General features: G+C 35.0%; 18 protein-coding genes and 4 tRNA genes. 20 read left to right on the top strand and 2 right to left on the bottom strand.

Annotation, left to right across the window (positions count from 1 at the left end; translation table 11 throughout):
- Positions 1-7: 7 nt before the first annotated feature.
- The 12 genes from LXH21_RS09880 (at position 8) to LXH21_RS09930 (ending at position 11,423) form a co-directional block, all read left to right on the top strand.
- On the top strand, positions 8-1,204 hold the full coding sequence (locus tag LXH21_RS09880; RefSeq protein WP_239865329.1) for a glutamate-5-semialdehyde dehydrogenase: 1,197 nt from the start codon (positions 8-10) through the stop codon (positions 1,202-1,204).
- A gap of 98 nt (positions 1,205-1,302) precedes the next feature.
- Positions 1,303-2,061, top strand: coding sequence for a glutamate 5-kinase (gene proB / locus LXH21_RS09885; protein ID WP_239865330.1), 759 nt, complete (start codon positions 1,303-1,305; stop codon positions 2,059-2,061).
- A 105-nt stretch (positions 2,062-2,166) separates the two neighbouring features.
- Positions 2,167-2,382: a GxxExxY protein gene (locus LXH21_RS09890; protein WP_239865331.1), complete on the top strand. Its 216-nt coding sequence runs from the start codon at positions 2,167-2,169 to the stop codon at positions 2,380-2,382.
- Positions 2,383-2,422: 40 nt separating this feature from the next.
- Positions 2,423-2,548, top strand: coding sequence for a GxxExxY protein (locus LXH21_RS17260; protein WP_317208797.1), 126 nt, complete (start codon positions 2,423-2,425; stop codon positions 2,546-2,548).
- 195 nt (positions 2,549-2,743) lie between these two features.
- Positions 2,744-3,691, top strand: coding sequence for an N-acetylornithine carbamoyltransferase (locus tag LXH21_RS09895; RefSeq protein ID WP_239865332.1), 948 nt, complete (start codon positions 2,744-2,746; stop codon positions 3,689-3,691).
- Positions 3,681-4,466 carry an acetylglutamate kinase gene (gene argB, locus LXH21_RS09900; protein WP_239865333.1) on the top strand — a complete coding sequence of 262 codons (786 nt, stop codon included), beginning with the start codon at positions 3,681-3,683 and terminating at the stop codon, positions 4,464-4,466. Before LXH21_RS09895 ends, argB begins: the two co-directional genes overlap by 11 nt.
- A 108-nt stretch (positions 4,467-4,574) precedes the next feature.
- The gene (locus LXH21_RS09905; RefSeq protein ID WP_239865334.1) at positions 4,575-5,645 is read left to right on the top strand and encodes a M20 family metallo-hydrolase; all 1,071 of its coding nucleotides are present in this window, start codon (positions 4,575-4,577) and stop codon (positions 5,643-5,645) included.
- Between the two features lie 179 nt (positions 5,646-5,824).
- Positions 5,825-7,105: an argininosuccinate lyase gene (gene argH / locus LXH21_RS09910; RefSeq protein ID WP_239865335.1), complete on the top strand. Its 1,281-nt coding sequence runs from the start codon at positions 5,825-5,827 to the stop codon at positions 7,103-7,105.
- A 389-nt stretch (positions 7,106-7,494) separates the two neighbouring features.
- Positions 7,495-9,048 (top strand): T9SS response regulator signal transducer PorX, encoded by a 1,554-nt coding sequence (porX, locus tag LXH21_RS09915; protein ID WP_239865337.1) that lies wholly within the window; start codon positions 7,495-7,497, stop codon positions 9,046-9,048.
- A gap of 100 nt (positions 9,049-9,148) precedes the next feature.
- Positions 9,149-9,556 carry a tRNA (adenosine(37)-N6)-threonylcarbamoyltransferase complex ATPase subunit type 1 TsaE gene (gene tsaE, locus LXH21_RS09920; protein WP_239865343.1) on the top strand — a complete coding sequence of 136 codons (408 nt, stop codon included), beginning with the start codon at positions 9,149-9,151 and terminating at the stop codon, positions 9,554-9,556.
- Between the two features lie 251 nt (positions 9,557-9,807).
- Positions 9,808-11,007: an alanine dehydrogenase gene (locus LXH21_RS09925; protein WP_239865780.1), complete on the top strand. Its 1,200-nt coding sequence runs from the start codon at positions 9,808-9,810 to the stop codon at positions 11,005-11,007.
- Positions 11,008-11,045: 38 nt separating this feature from the next.
- A complete protein-coding gene (locus LXH21_RS09930) occupies positions 11,046-11,423 on the top strand; it encodes a DUF4258 domain-containing protein (protein ID WP_239865344.1) in 378 nt (125 codons plus the stop codon).
- A gap of 369 nt (positions 11,424-11,792) precedes the next feature.
- Here the strand turns inward: LXH21_RS09930 and LXH21_RS09935 are convergent, their stop codons facing one another.
- Entirely contained in the window at positions 11,793-12,728 is a 936-nt protein-coding gene (locus tag LXH21_RS09935; protein WP_239865345.1) for an FKBP-type peptidylprolyl isomerase, read from the bottom strand.
- Between the two features lie 79 nt (positions 12,729-12,807).
- On the opposite strand from LXH21_RS09935, the gene LXH21_RS09940 reads away from it, so the two are divergent.
- Both LXH21_RS09940 and LXH21_RS09945 read left to right on the top strand, forming a co-directional pair.
- A complete protein-coding gene (locus LXH21_RS09940; protein ID WP_239865348.1) occupies positions 12,808-13,194 on the top strand; it encodes an RNA-binding S4 domain-containing protein in 387 nt (128 codons plus the stop codon).
- A gap of 48 nt (positions 13,195-13,242) precedes the next feature.
- A complete protein-coding gene (locus tag LXH21_RS09945; RefSeq protein WP_239865350.1) occupies positions 13,243-13,740 on the top strand; it encodes a phosphoribosyltransferase family protein in 498 nt (165 codons plus the stop codon).
- A 94-nt stretch (positions 13,741-13,834) separates the two neighbouring features.
- Here LXH21_RS09945 and LXH21_RS09950 read toward each other — a convergent pair whose 3' ends face one another.
- Positions 13,835-14,353, bottom strand: a complete 519-nt coding sequence (locus tag LXH21_RS09950; RefSeq protein WP_239865352.1) for a shikimate kinase — start codon at positions 14,351-14,353, stop codon at positions 13,835-13,837.
- 125 nt (positions 14,354-14,478) lie between these two features.
- On the opposite strand from LXH21_RS09950, the gene LXH21_RS09955 reads away from it, so the two are divergent.
- The 6 genes from LXH21_RS09955 (at position 14,479) to LXH21_RS09980 (ending at position 16,452) form a co-directional block, all read left to right on the top strand.
- Positions 14,479-14,551: transfer RNA gene (locus tag LXH21_RS09955), tRNA-Lys, on the top strand.
- Positions 14,552-14,590: 39 nt separating this feature from the next.
- Positions 14,591-14,663, top strand: a tRNA-Lys gene (locus tag LXH21_RS09960).
- Between the two features lie 42 nt (positions 14,664-14,705).
- Positions 14,706-14,788 (top strand) — tRNA-Leu (locus tag LXH21_RS09965).
- Between the two features lie 37 nt (positions 14,789-14,825).
- Positions 14,826-14,898: transfer RNA gene (locus LXH21_RS09970), tRNA-Lys, on the top strand.
- A 202-nt stretch (positions 14,899-15,100) separates the two neighbouring features.
- Positions 15,101-15,496 (top strand): DoxX family membrane protein, encoded by a 396-nt coding sequence (locus LXH21_RS09975; protein ID WP_239865354.1) that lies wholly within the window; start codon positions 15,101-15,103, stop codon positions 15,494-15,496.
- Positions 15,497-15,891: 395 nt separating this feature from the next.
- On the top strand, positions 15,892-16,452 hold the full coding sequence (locus LXH21_RS09980; protein ID WP_239865356.1) for a DUF6642 family protein: 561 nt from the start codon (positions 15,892-15,894) through the stop codon (positions 16,450-16,452).
- Positions 16,453-16,560: the final 108 nt, after the last annotated feature.

Genomic DNA, 16,560 nt, shown 5'->3' on the forward strand with positions numbered 1-16,560 from the left:
ATAAAACATGAACACATTATTATCCATAGAAAAAAGAAACGCTGTATTGACTACCATGGCAGCGCTTTTGAAAGAAGAAAGAGAAGCTTTAAAAGCCATCAATCAGCAGGATTTAGCCAACTATAACGGTGAAGATCTAGCTATGGAGAAACGGTTACTCGTGGACGATGCCAAGGTGGACGGAATGATTCTGTCGCTAGAACAATTGGCGAGTCAAGAAGATCCTGTGGGTCAGGAACGTTTTAATTTTACCCATGAAAACGGGATGCGCATCAGCAATAGAACATCTGCTTTCGGAACAATTTTGATTATTTATGAGTCGCGTCCAGACGTTACAGTTGAAGCGGGAGGAATTGCTTTTAAATCTGGAAACAAAATTTTATTGAAAGGCGGAAAAGAATCGTTGCTTTCGAACCAAAAGATTGTGAGCCTTTGGCACCAAGCTTTGGCAAAAAATGATGTGAGTACAGAATGGGTAGAATATTTGAATTATGACCGTGTGCAAACGCAAGCGTTCTTAGAAAATCCAACTCAAAAAGTTGATTTGATCGTACCTCGTGGTGGCGAAAAATTAATTGAATTCACCAAAAAACACGCTACATGCCCAGTGATTGTGAGTGGTCGCGGGAATAATTTTGTGTACGTCAATCAATCTGCCGACTTGAAGAAAGCGATGGATATTATCATCAATGGAAAAACGACTAATATTGGCGTTTGCAACGCATTGGATAAAGTTTTGATTGATACTAAGGTTCCGAATTGGGAAGCTTTTGCAAAAGAATTAGTTGCCGAATTAAAGATATTCAATGTAGAAGTTTTAGGAGATACTGCTTTCGCAAAAGCGACTCAGATTCCAGAAATCGAAAACGAAACGATATGGTACGAAGAATTTTTGAATTACAAAATCGTAATCGGACTCGTGAATTCTGACGAAGAAGCGATTGCTAAAATAAATAAATATTGTGGAGGTCACTCTGCTTCGATCATCACTGAAACCGTTGCAGATGCGAAAGTATTTATGGATAATGTGGATGCATCCTCTGTATACCACAACGCTTCAACCCGTTTTACCGATGGCGGACAATTTGGATTGGGTGGCGAATTGGCGATCAGTACAGACAAATTGCACCAACGTGGACCAATTGGTTTACAGCATTTAGTGACCAACAAATGGTATGTGTTTGGAGAAGGACAGATACGTTAAGCATGTGGCTATTGGCTTTTAGCTATTGGCCTCTTCGATTGAAATAAAAATGCAAACCCTAATGCCTATAGCAAATTGCTAAAGGCTAAAAGCATAAAATGAAAAAAAGAATATTATTAAAAATAGGAAGTAATACGTTAACCAAAGAAACCAATCATATTTCAAGAGGAAAGATTGAGGATATTGGTATGCAAATAGCGGCTTTAAAGGACGAATACGAATTTATAATTGTAAGTTCGGGTGCGATTGCAGCGGCGAAACAATTTGTAAAATTGGACAATAACGATCAAGAAGTTTTTGTAAAGCAAGCTTTAGCATCTATTGGACAACCTCATTTGATGCGGATTTACCATGAAAATTTTAGTGATTTAGGATTGCATACGTCACAATGTCTACTCTCCTACTCTGATTTCGAAAAGGAAAATACAAAGGTCAATATCGTCAATACGATAAATGTCTTGGTCAAAAATAATTATATTCCGATCATCAATGAAAACGATACGGTGGCTACAGACGAAATTAAATTTGGTGACAACGATAAACTAGCTGCTTTGACAGCTGTGTTGTTGAATGTTGACATATTAATAATTGCGACCAACACAAACGGAATTTATACGAAGGCTACTTTTCAAGATGAAAATCCAGAAACTATAGCAATTGTTAATGATCTAAACCTAATGCAACAAGAAGTTGGCGATTCAAAATCGTCACATGGTACCGGAGGTATGCAGTCAAAAATTGAGGCAGCGGGAATTGCCAAAGCCGCTAAAATTGAGACATGGATTGTTAATGGTTTAAAAGATGATTTTATATTGAATGCTATCAAAAATAGTGTTCCTTTTACGAAGATTATCTAGTAATGGGACACGGATGATACGGATTCGCTTGCGCGAAGCCGCGGACGAAAACAGATTTTTTTTCAAAATAGCGCAATTGATTTCAAATAATGACACTGTTTACATATGGAATTAAAGCATCAAGAAATAACGGACAGGATCATTAAAACGTACTATGAAGTTTACAATGAGCTTGGCTACGGTTTTTTAGAAAAGGTGTATCAAAATGCAATGTATTTAGAATTAAAAAATAAAGGATTCACAGTCGAAGCTCAGAAAAAAAATAAAAGTTTATTACAAAGGCATCTAGGTTGGAGAATATTAGACCGATTTAATCGTTGATAATGGGATAATTTTGGAACTAAAAGCTGCAGAGTACCTTGTGAAAGAGAATGAAAATCAAATACTAAACTATTTGAGAGCCACACGCTGCGAAGTTGGCCTCCTTTTAAACTTTGGGAAGAAGCCCGAATTTAGAAGAAAGATCTTTGAAAACAATAGAAAATAAATAAAAAATCCGCTCTTATCCGTGTTTTCGCGATAGCGAATCAGTATAATCAGCGTACAATTAATCGCAACCTATATAGTGGCTAGTGGAATAAAAGTTCCGTTTTTAGTCCGCGTTTTTGCGATAACGAATCAGTGCAATCCGCGTCCAAAAACGCAACAACAATAAAACAAGTACAATTCAAATACATAAAAAATGAATTACATCTCAGTACAAAACATCGACAACCTATCAGAATGGGTTAAAGATGCCTTGAAAATCAAAAAAAATCCACTAAAGAATAAGAAACTAGGAAAAAACAAAACCCTGGGAATGTTATTTTTTAACCCCAGCCTACGTACACGTTTGAGCACGCAGAAAGCAGCTTTGAACCTTGGGATGAACGTAATGGTCATGAACTTCACCAATGAAGGATGGACCTTAGAGTTTGAAGATGGTGCAATTATGAACAAAGGAGCATCAGAGCATATTAAAGAAGCGGCAGAAGTCGTTTCACAATATTGTGATATCGTTGCCATCAGAGCTTTTGCTGGATTGGTAGATAAAGAAAAAGACAATGCCGAAACCGTATTGGCAGGATTTCTAAAATACGCGACTGTACCCATCGTCAACATGGAAGGTTGCACCGGTCACCCACTGCAATCATTAGCAGACGCCATCACAATGGAAGAGCACAAAACCGCTCACAGACCAAAAGTGGTACTGTCTTGGGCACCACATCCTAGAGCATTGCCTCAAGCGGTTGCCAATTCGTTTGTTGAAATGATGCAATTGCAGGATGCCGATTTTGTGATTACACATCCAGAAGGATACGAACTTAACCCTGAAATCACCAAAGATTCCAAGATTGAATACGATCAAGATAAAGCTTTCGAAAATGCAGATTTTATTTATACCAAAAACTGGAGCAACTACAACGACTACGGAAAAATTACCAATTCAGATCCGAATTGGACGGTAACGGGAGCGAAAATGGCGTTGACAAACAACGCAAAATTCATGCACTGCTTGCCTGTGAGACGTAATGTAGTTGTAGCAGATGAAGTATTGGACAGCGAAAACTCCATTGTGATTGAGCAAGCCAATAACAGAACCTATTCAGCGCAACTAGTACTTCAAAAAATACTAAAAAATGAGCAATAAACCATCTTTGACTATTGTAAAAATTGGAGGAAACATTATTGATGACGCCAATGAATTAAAGCATTTTTTAAGCGATTTCTCAAAAATTGATGGACACAAACTTTTGGTTCACGGCGGCGGAAAATCGGCTACTAAAATGGCCAAGAGCATTGGACTTGTTCCTCAAATGATTGATGGACGTAGAATTACCGATGCCGCTATGCTTGAAGTAGTGGTAATGATTTATGCGGGTCAAATAAATAAAGAAGTCGTTGCACAATTACAAGCAAACAATACAAACGCGATAGGTTTTTCGGGTGCGGACGGAAACTTGATTCAATCTGAAAAAAGAAACCATCCTACCATTGACTACGGCTTTGTAGGCGATGTAAAAAAGGTCAACACTCCCTTATTGCAAACGTTAATTACCAACGGAATTACACCTGTGTTTTGTGCTATCACACATGACAAAAAGGGACAATTATTGAATACAAATGCTGATACGATTGCTAGCGAATTGTCAATTGCATTATCTGAAGTATTTGATGTAACTTTGAACTATTGTTTTGAAAAACCAGGCGTATTATATGATGCTGAAGACGATTCGTCAGTCATTGACCAAATCAATCAAGAATTATACACCAAATTAAAGAACGAAAAAGCAATCCATTCTGGAATGATTCCCAAACTGGACAATTGCTTCAATAGTTTGGCAAAGGGCGTTCAAAAAATCAGAATTGGGCACCACAAAATGTTGAAAAATTCAGAAGCTATCTGTACAACAATACAGTTGTAAAGCTGTGATAAATTAGAGTAACACCATATATTTTTTTTAAATATAAGGTAGTTACATCCAAAACATAAAACTAAAAAATGCGCCTTTGTGCCTTTGCGGTAAAAAATTATGAAAAACCAAGAAACACTTACACAAGAAGCTATTGCCTTATTAAAAAGCTTGATCGAAACACAATCTTTTTCTAGTGAAGAAGAACATACTGCGGTCTTAATCGAGCAATGGTTTATTCAAAACGACATTCCTTTTAAACGAGAAAACAATAATATTTGGGCGTTCAACAAAACTTTTGACGCCAGCAAACCTACCCTTTTACTAAACTCACACCACGATACTGTTCGTCCCAACCAGGCGTACACAAAAGATCCGCTAAAGGCGATTGTTGAAGATGGAAAACTATATGGATTAGGAAGCAACGATGCCGGTGGCTGTTTGGTTTCTTTACTTTCGACCTTTGTTTATTTCTACGAAAAAGAAAACCTCCCTTATAATCTTGTTGTTGTGGCTTCTGCAGAAGAAGAAAGCAGTGGAAAGAATGGTTTGAATAGTGTTTTGAAACATTTGCCTGAACTGTCCTGTGCCATTGTAGGCGAGCCTACGCTGATGCAATTGGCCATAGCCGAAAAAGGTTTATTGGTGCTCGATGTAAAAGTCAAAGGAACCCCTAGTCATGCCGCGCATCAAAATGATGATGCTGCCATTTACAAAGCCCTTCCTATTATTGAATGGTTCAAAGATTTTAAATTCGATAAAATATCCGAACAATTAGGTCCTGTGAAGATGACCGTTACCCAAATAAACGCCGGTAAACAGCACAACGTTGTCCCTTCTGATTGTGATTTAGTTGTAGATATTCGTGTAAATGATTGTTATAACAATTCCGAGATTCTAGAGATAATTAAAAAGAATGTTGCTGCAGAAGTAACTCCAAGATCTATGCACTTAAATGCTTCTTCTATTCCAGAAACTCATGGTTTAGTTCAAGCGGGAATAGCCTTGGGTAGAACAACTTATGGTTCTCCTACTCTTTCAGATCAGTCGGTTTTAAGCTGTCAATCTTTAAAGTTAGGGCCTGGAGATACGCTACGCTCCCATTCAGCAGATGAGTTTATTTATTTAAACGAGATTGAAGAGGGAATTCAGCTGTATATAAAAATACTTGGTGATTTCTTGAAACAGTAAAATGTTTAGGAGCTATTTCCCGCTGTTCGCTATATCTTGCGGGGGCTGGCAAAAATGCCCCCACAAGGATGCCGCTTCCATCGGGGCTATTACATTCGAATAATTAGAATATTTACAATTAATAATACTATTTTAGATTCAAATCAAAATCTGAAAAGTATAAACTGAAACAATACGATATGAAACTTTGGGAAAAAGGAATACCAACTGACAAACAAATCGAACATTTTACTGTAGGAAACGATCGTGAATTGGATTTGGTACTAGCAAAATATGATGCTTTGGGCTCTATCGCTCATGCCAAAATGCTAGGTCAAATAGGATTATTGACAGCAAGCGAAACCGATTCATTAGTAGTAGCACTTAAAGAAATTATAGTAGATGCAGAAGCTGGCAATTTTGAAATCGAAGATAGTTTTGAAGATGTACACTCCAAAATCGAATACCTATTGACGGTTAAGCTTGGAGATGCAGGAAAAAAAATACATACGGCTCGTTCGCGTAACGATCAAGTGATGGTCGATGTCAACCTGTACCTAAAAGATGTTGTAATCGACATGAAAGAACAAGTCAAAACAACTTTTGACTTACTGATGGAAATGGCCGATAAATACCAAAACGTATTGTTACCAGGATATACGCATTTGCAAATAGCAATGCCATCTTCTTTTGGAATGTGGTTTTCGGCTTATGCTGAAAGTTTGATTGATGATATCATACTACTAAACGCTGCATTGAAAGTAGTAGACCAAAATCCATTAGGTTCGGCTGCTGGTTATGGAAGCTCCTTCCCTATCGACCGCCATTTCACAACTAAGGAACTGAGATTTGAAACATTAAAATTCAATTCGGTTGCAGCACAAATGAGTCGCGGAAAATCAGAAAAAATTGTAGCTTTTGCTATGAGTAGTGTGGCCGCAACTTTGGCAAAATTCTCTATGGATGTTTGCCTATACATGAGTCAGAATTTTGATTTCATTGGTTTACCTGCGCATTTGACAACAGGTTCTAGTATTATGCCACATAAAAAGAACCCCGACGTTTTTGAACTGATAAGAGGAAAATGCAACAAAATTCAAGCACTGCCATACGAAATCACTCTTATAACTAACAACTTACCAAGTGGTTACCATAGGGATTTGCAGTTGTTAAAAGAAGGATTGTTTCCGGCAATTCAAAACCTGAAAGCGTGTTTGGATATTGCAATTTTCTCTATCAAGGACATTACGGTAAAAGACAATATCTTAGCCGATAAAAAATACAACTATTTGTTCACCGTAGATACGTTGAACGAAATGGTAGTAGCTGGAATGCCTTTTAGAGATGCTTACAAAGCCGTTGCAGAACAATTAGAAGCAGGAACTTACGAATCTCCAAAAGCTACGCAACACACACATGAAGGAAGTATAAACAACCTTTGTTTGACAGAAATTAAAGAAAAAATGCACCGCGCTTACTAAAAAAACGCTTTTCAAAATATTTAAAAACGCATCGCTAATCACGATGCGTTTTTCTGTTATCAATGAATGATAATTGCTCTATACTGCCATCGTTTCATTTTACAGAGATTAATTCCATAATTAACATTTTATAAACCAATTATTGCGTGAAGTATGAAGCGGATCCTATCAAAGGCAGTTGCGGCCTGACAGAAGACTAAAACATTTATAGGTATAAGAACTTGAGCTACTCCTATTATGTCGGATTATTAATAAATCAGCATTTGCTATCTTAAGATGTAATTGTGTTTTTTTCAATATTTTTATAATAAATTTAGGAATAACACGCTTGTAAATAATGTAAATTGGCACTTTGAAGGCTATACAATGCACATAAATACTACTACAACATGGAAAAAATAAAAATATTATGGGTTGATGATGAAATCGATTATCTAAAACCCCACATCCTTTTTTTGGAAAAGAAAAACTACAATGTAACGACTTGTAATAATGGTCGTGATGCCGTTGAAATATTCGAAAATGAATCTTTTGATATTGTTTTTTTAGATGAAAATATGCCAGGAATGAGTGGCTTGGAAACGCTGGCAGAGATGAAAGAAAAAAAGTCAGCGGTACCAATGATTATGATCACCAAGAGTGAAGAAGAATACATCATGGAAGAAGCAATCGGTTCTAAAATTGCCGATTATTTAATCAAACCTGTTAATCCGAATCAGATTTTACTGAGTTTGAAAAAAAATCTCGATCACTCTCGTCTAGTTACCGAAAAAACCACTCTAGATTACCAAAAGGAATTTAGAAAAATTTCAATGGAAATGGGAATGGTTAATTCTTACGAAGATTGGATTGAGTTGTATAAGAAATTGATTTTCTGGGAGCTAAACTTAGAAAGCATTAACGACCACTCTCTAACCGAAATTTTGGAATCTCAAAAGCAAGAGGCCAATTCTCAGTTCGGAAAATTTATTGAGCGCAATTATGAAGATTGGTTTGAACCTAAAGCTGATAAACCAGTTCAGTCACATACATTGTTTAAAGAAGTTGTCGTTCCTGAGTTGGTCAAAAAAGACAAACCAGTACTTTTTGTAGTAATTGACAACCTACGTTACGATCAATGGAAAGTTTTTGAAGAAGTGGTCGCCAACCACTTTAAATTGGAAAAAGAAATCCCGTATTATTCCATTTTACCAACGGCGACGCAATACGCACGAAATGCGATTTTTGCAGGGCTATTGCCAGTTGATATAGAGAAAAAATTTCCACAATATTGGAAAAATGATCCAGAAGAAGGTGGTAAAAACCTGTATGAAGCCGAATTACTTACTGCACAGCTTAAACGTTTGGGATTAAACATTAAAGAGGATTATTTTAAAATCACCAATTTGGCGAGTGGTAAAAAATTATCTGAAAACTTTAAAGCATTAAAGAATAATGATTTGGTAACCATCGTCTACAACTTTGTTGACATGCTATCACACGCCAAAACAGAAATGGATGTGGTCAAAGAATTAGCTTCTGATGATAAAGCATATCGTTCCCTAACATTAAGTTGGTTTAAGAATTCCCCTTTACTTGAAATTATTCAGCAAGCACAAACACTTGGATTCAAAATGGTGCTTACAACTGATCATGGTACTATCAATGTTAGAAATCCTTCAAAAGTAGTTGGAGATAAAAACACGAGTCTTAACTTAAGATACAAAACAGGACGTAGCTTAACTTATGAACAAAAAGATGTTTATGCAGTAAAAGAACCAAAAAAGATTGGTTTGCCTATTATAAATATGACTAGTTCCTATATTTTTGCCAAAAATGATTTGTTCTTGGCCTATGTCAATAATTACAATCATTATGTGGGTTATTATAAAAATACCTATCAGCATGGTGGAATCTCATTAGAAGAAATGATTATTCCTTGTTTGGTATTTAATCCAAAGTAAAATTTTAAATTAAAATACAGGAGTTGCAAGTTGATCATTGATGGAGAGAAGATCTTTCAAATATCAAATCGCAGCTCCTACTTTATAAATAGCTATAAAAATGGAATTCCAATTTTCTTTAAATGAAATTGAAACGATTGCTCAAAAAGTTCTTGACTCTACGCCAAATAAAATAATTCTGTTTAATGGAGAAATGGGTGCTGGGAAAACTACCTTTATTAAAGCTTTAACTAAAATTATGGGAGTTAAAGGAAATACGAGTAGCCCAACTTTTTCTCTAGTTAATGAGTACGAAGCGTCTAATAATGAGATTGTTTATCATTTTGACTTTTATCGCTTGAAAAACGAAACAGAAGCAATTGATATGGGTGTAGATGAATACTTGTACTCTGGACATTGGTGTTTTATAGAATGGGCAGAAAACATTCCAAATCTTATTCCAGAGGAGCATTCAAGAATTTCTATTAAAGCGTTAGCAGACGGGAATCGTTTATTGGAGTTATTGTAAGCAAAGATAAATTGACGTTTGTACTTTTCACCCTAGTCATAGTTCCCTATTAAACTTACCATACTCCAGAAATTTAACTTGTTTCCTCTTTTTTGAAATAAGTTTTAAATTTTTAGGCTACTGCAGCGTTACGCTAGCATAACTCACAAAACGGTGAAATAAAAACAATTGTTTAATTATAAGCGTTGAAAATGCTTATTTTAATCTTTTTATGTAAATTTACCTCTTAAATAGTACAGCAAACAATGTCAATATCTATAGCAATCACACCGTTTACAAAAGAGCAGTTACTTCCGCAAGAAGAAAAACTGGAAGTATCCCGACAAAAGAGTGAACTTTTTATAGGGATCCCTAGTGAAACTAGCTATCAGGAGCGTCGTATCTGTTTAACTCCCGACGCCGTTAATACACTCACCCACCATGGACACCGTGTGATGATTGAATCGGGTGCTGGTGAAAATTCAAGCTATACTGATAAAGAATACAGCGATGCTGGTGCTGAAATCACCCATGATACGCAGAAAGTTTTTAGTTGCCCAATGATATTAAAAATTGGAGCTCCTACTATCGGCGAAATCGAAATGATGAATCAGAAAACTATTCTTATTTCATCTATACAGTTAAAAACTAAGAGCAAAGCATATTTTGAAGCTTTAAGCAAGAAAAAGATAACAGCACTTGCCTTTGAATATATAAAGGATGAAGATGGTTCTTATCCAGCGGTACGCTCTACAAGTGAGATAGCCGGAACTGCATCGATACTTATTGCTGCAGAGCTGATGATTACCAACGACTTTGGTAAAGGACTTTTGATAGGTAATATTACTGGAGTTCCACCCACAGAAATTGTAATTATAGGCGCAGGAACCGTGGCCGAATTTGCTGCAAAGACCGCACTAGGATTAGGAGCAAGTGTAAAAGTTTTTGACAACTCTATCACAAAGTTAAGAAGATTACAAAATACATTGAACCAGAGAATATTTACATCTACTGTTCAAACAAAAGCTTTGACTAAGGCATTGCGCCGTTGCGATGTAGCCATTGGTGCTTTGCGTGGTGTAGAACGCTGTCCGGTTGTGGTATCTGAAACGATGGTTGAGCACATGAAGAAAGGTGCTGTAATTGTAGATGTAAGCATCGATACAGGTGGTTGCTTTGAGACTTCAGAAGTTACTACACATGAAAAGCCAACATTTATTAAAAGTAATGTCCTGCACTACTGTGTACCAAATATTGCTTCTCGCTATTCAAAAACAGCTTCACTTTCGATAAGTAATATTCTAACTCCTTATTTGATGCAAATTGCAGATGATGGCGGAATAGAGTCGGCTATTCGATGTGATGTCGGACTTAAAAATGGTGTTTATCTCTACCATGGGATTCTGACAAATAAAGCAATCGGTGATTGGTTCAATTTACCTAATAACGATATCAATTTAATTGTATTTTAAAGAATCTTTATTTTACCTTTGCACCAAAATAAAAATACATGAAATTCTTTCACCGTTTTGCCTACTACTTGGTAGGACTTGTAATGGGTTTATTCTTTGTCGCTATGGTTTTTAGCGGAAAAGATACTCGTTGTAACTATTTTCCAAATGCCCGAGTTCTAAACGATCTTCGCACTAAACCTTTCGAGTATTCTCCTAAAGCTTCCGCTATCTTAGCTGAAACTTGGATTGATACTATAGATATTAAAAATACATTACAATATGGTGATGTAGATTTTGATAAGAGCAATACGGAGTTTGGTAAGAACATAAAAATATATGTGATTGAAGGTAAAACTACCAAAGACCAACCTATTCTACTAAAAGTTACTAATAGATCTGACAAAGCTATACTAGAAGAAATTATTAAAATGTAATAATGACACTTTAGCATTTCTTAATATATACTATATCAAAAAAATAAGGGCTGTCTATGACAAGCCCTTATTTTTTTTATGTTAGCAAAAACTAAAATACTTAACTACTATTTCAATTATAATATTTTGATTCCCGTTATCTAAGTTTAAAAGGGAAAAAATAACTGTACTAATTTTCATACTTTAAGATTGTAATTTTCGAATAGATCATTAAAATATTAAGTAAGCAAAAATGATTATTAAAGCTGTAGTTGATAGCTTAGTAAAAAATATCAGAAGCTATCTTTTAAACTGAATAGATAAACAGGGCAAAAAAAAAAATCCCGCATTATATACGGGATTTTAATATATTATTTTTAATGTGATTGCTTAAGGGTGACTGCTTGCATCCAAATAATTTGTACCTGCTGCAACTTCAACTGCAGTTGTAAAACCATCACCATCATCATCAATATCTAAGAAATTAGGAATTCCGTCTTTATCGGTATCATCAAAATTATCCGGCACGACAAGATATATTGATGTGTTTCTATAATCGTAAACATATCCATCATTATTTAAATCTTCTAAATAAGATAATACACCATCACCATCATGATCTAGTCTTTGTAATGCATACAATTTAAAACTGAACACAAGCGGGGCGTATGATGGTACTGACGTACTCCCTTGACTGTAGTAACCAAGACCAGAAGGAATAAACATCACTCCTGCTCCAAAACCAGAATATGAAACTGCTCCATTTTCTCCTTCACCCGCAGTACCTGTCTTAAACTTTGGAATGATTTCGCTCCAACCTCTAATTACACCACTATACAAACTAAACATAGATTGTGGAAACTTTAATTGTTCAAAAAAGGTTGTACTTAGCGTTGTAAGATCGCCCTCAGTTGCTTCTTTTAAATAGCTTCCAGAATATGAGACTAGGACATTATCTACGTTAGATGGGGAATCTTTTGTTCCTTCTCTAAGCATCAAATAGTACATTGAATAAGTAATTCCATGAACTTGTACCTCTCTTTGTAATAACTTAGGAAAAGTGGTTTTATTCAAGTAAGACATAATGGTTCCTTTACCATTGTCAACTTTAGTAATCTCAACATCTTGGTCAGTTTGATCACCAGGAGCCTCTGTAATATTTATATAATTAGTGTTTAAATACTCCTCAATCAATATCTTTTCTGCATCATATTGCTCTTGATAATCTCGCAAAGGAATCACCTCTACTGAATCAGAGTCTTTTGAACAGGAAAATAATAGCACTGTTGTAATTGATAAAATAAAATAAAACTTAAATTTGTTCATTATAACTGATTTTTTAAGTGCGCAAGATACAATATTGATTTATTTTTGTAAACTATTTAACTCTCATTTTACAATAATTATGCGAATTGACAAATATTTATGGTGTGTAAGATATTACAAAACCCGAAATATGGTAACGGAAGCCTGTAAAAAGAACCACGTTACTGTAAACGGTCAAGTTGCTAAGGCATCGAAAGAGGTGTTTCCTACTGATAAGGTAACTTTTAGAAAAGACCAAATTACACAAATCATCACCGTTTTGGATATCCCAGACAGCCGTGTAGGTGCCAAATTGGTTGACATATACAGACGTAATGATACCCCTCCAGAGGTTTACCAACATTTAGAATTATTGAAACTTTCAAAAGATCATTATAGAAAAACAGGAACTGGTAGACCTACTAAAAAAGACCGTAGAGATATTGACGAATTTGGTAACGATATCCCAGAAGAAGACGAGGATTAAAGAATATCTTTGATTCAAAATAGTAAACATTATAACTCAAATCAAAAAATGAGCAAAAATATCATTCTTACCCATCAAGAGATCAATCACAAAATTAAACGCATCGCTTACCAAATTTTTGAAACCTTTGTTGACAACGACGAAGTAGTCCTAGCCGGGATTGCTCCAAATGGTTATGTCTTTGCTGAGAAAATAGCCAAGGAACTTAAATCAATTTCCACACTAAAAATAAGTTTGTGTGAGGTTGTTATTGATAAAGAAAAACCTGAGGCTGCAATAACGACTTCATTACAGAAAGAACAATATAGTAATAAGGGTCTTATTTTAGTTGATGATGTACTTAATTCGGGTACAACTTTAATTTATGCTGTAAGACACTTTTTAGATGTACCATTAACTAAATTTAAAACAGCGGTGCTTGTTGATCGAAATCACAAAAAGTACCCTGTGAAAGCAGATTTTAAAGGTATCTCACTTTCGACCTCTTTATTAGAGCATGTTCATGTGGTTCTAGACGATATAGATAGTTCGGCGTATTTAGATTAATTTTTTTTCGAAGCAGTAATTGATCAATATAAAGAGGCTCCAATTCATCAGTAAAATTACTATTGAATTGGAGCCTTTATCTTTGAAGTTTACTTTATTGATTAATTAGTTTTTGAATATCTGCAACAACTTTTTCTACAGATTGATCCACTGATATTGTATGTTGTGCTTGATTGTAGAAATAGCTACGTTCAAAAAGATGAATAGCAATAAACTCTCTCATCTCCTCTGCTGATTTATCTGCTATTAAAGGTCTCTGCGCTTTTCCTATCACCAATCTATTATAAAGAGTATCGATCGATGCTTTGAGGTAGATAGATGTTCTGCCTTCTCCTTTTAATAATTCATGGTTATTTGCGTAACATGGCGTTCCGCCACCAAGTCCTATTATTAAATTTTCATCACTATTAAGTAATTCTACGAAATACTGGTGCTCTATTTTTCTAAAATAGATCTCGCCCTTGGTCTCAAAAATAGATTTGATGGACATTTTTGCTTTTTCTTCTATATAATTATCTAAATCTACAAAAGGAAGTTGCTGGATTTTGGACAGTGATTTGGCAATTGTTGACTTTCCCGAGCCCATATAACCCAATAGTATAATTTTACTCATAATTTAAAACGTTGCAAATTAAGTATTTAAAAAAAACATTAAAAAAAAGACAAATTTAAAACATTTTTTCTTGGAAAACTCTAAATAAAGTCCTTATATTTGCACCCGCAACAAGGAAAGAATATGACTCGATAGCTCAGTTGGTAGAGCACATCACTTTTAATGATGGGGTCCTGGGTTCGAGCCCCAGTCGGGTCACACATAGTGATTCAAAATAAATTTTCTTTCCTTTAGCAAGACTCGATAGCTCAGTTGGTAGAGCACATCACTTTTAATGATGGGGTCCTGGGTTCGAGCCCCAGTCGGGTCACAAAAGGTTATTCGTAGAACGAGTGGCCTTTTTTTTCTTTTAGGCCGCGTGGAGAAACGGTAGACTTGCCAGCTTGAGGGGCTGGTGCTCGCAAGGGCGTGTGGGTTCAAATCCCACCGTGGTCACTATTAGCTGTTAATCTGGCTAAATTATTTTATTATTGACTCGATAGCTCAGTTGGTAGAGCACATCACTTTTAATGATGGGGTCCTGGGTTCGAGCCCCAGTCGGGTCACAAAAGGTCATTCGTTTTTCGAATGACCTTTTTTTATTCTCCCCTAGATCGTATTTCCAATTCCACAAAAAAATGAAGTTTTAAAAAAGTTATTAAACAATACATCTAATTACTATATTTGTTTATCTACTATCGATTTTGACACATTAGATATAGTAGTACACTATTAGGATAAACAGATAGCAACTTTTAAAACAAAACAATGCAAAATAAATTAGCTTTTTTAATCGTAAGAATTGGACTTGGAATAAGTATGTTTGGACACGGTTTAGTGCGTCTTCCAAAACTTGAGACTTTTAGTCAAGGGATGCTCAAAACTTTTGAAAATTCTATGTTACCAGAATTCCTGACATTGCCTTTTAGCTATGCGCTGCCAATATTTGAATTTCTATTTGGATTGTTATTACTTTTAGGACTTTATACAAGGGTTGCAGCTGTCGTATTGTCTGCTGTTTTAATTTCGCTAATCTTTGGCTCTACACTAGTTGAAAACTGGAATGCAATCAATGCTCAGTTAATTCATCTTGGTTTTGCCGCTTATATTATTTACAACCTTAAGGATAATTCATTTGCTGTCGATAGTAAAATGAATAAATAATATCTCTGTATTACTTTACTATTTAATAATTAAGTTCTTAAAATTAAGAAGATCCTATTTTTAATTCTAGAATAGAGCGGCCAATTTGAAACAGTTTGTGATAACGTATTAAATTTATAAGATTGTGTTGATATGCTCTAACTAGTTATTGCTGACTGTCCTGCAATCTTAAAACACTGTATGTGAATTTCTTTATTACTTTCGAATATAAATAATGTATTCATTTTCGAAATTTCATACAGTATGGACTATTTATCATCTGATATTTATATTATAAGTAAGGCCAGTCCCTTTTATTTTTTCGAAATTAAATATTAATTAAAACGAATTGACACTGCATAGAACGGCATTATTATTGAAGCATTTTGATTTTACTAAGACATATTATTTAGAAAATGGATCAAGATAAATTTATTTTCTGTCTCGAAGCAGTAGATGATATCGAAACAGAAATTACTACCACTACACTCGATAACCTTGAAAAATTAGCATTTCACCAAGGTATAACCAGCATTCATAAAACATGTGACACTATAGAAGGGCTTGAAGAAAGTTTGCAGGCCTTATTATATGATGATCACAATTTTAAAGATTATGAGATCATTTATTTGGTCATGCCTGGAGAAGCAAACAATATCTGCTTAAATGGTTACTATTACAGTTTTGAAGAAGTAGCCGAAATTTTTGAAGGGAAAATGAAGGGTAAAATTCTACACTTTGCCAACACCAAATTAGTGGACTTGACAGCAGATGAAGCCCAGTATTTTTTAGATGTTACAGGAGCAAGCGCAGTGTCAGGATATGGAACTTCAAACAAAGAATTTTCAAGTCAAATTTTAGATAATGCTTTTTTTAATCTATGTCAAGGTGATGATGATTTTATTACTATAGTTGAAGAGTTGCATCAAAAACATTATGCGCTCTGTAAACTGCTTGATTTCAGATTGTACTATTAAGAAATTTAAATTCTATAGTAAAAGCTATTCATCAATAGTTTTTATAAAAATCAGCTCCACTCCTATTTTAAATTTGTTAAAGATTTAAATTAGGATTTTACGTAATAC

Source organism: Flavobacterium algicola (genome assembly GCF_022399565.1).
Taxonomy (GTDB): Bacteria; Bacteroidota; Bacteroidia; order Flavobacteriales; family Flavobacteriaceae; genus Flavobacterium; species Flavobacterium algicola.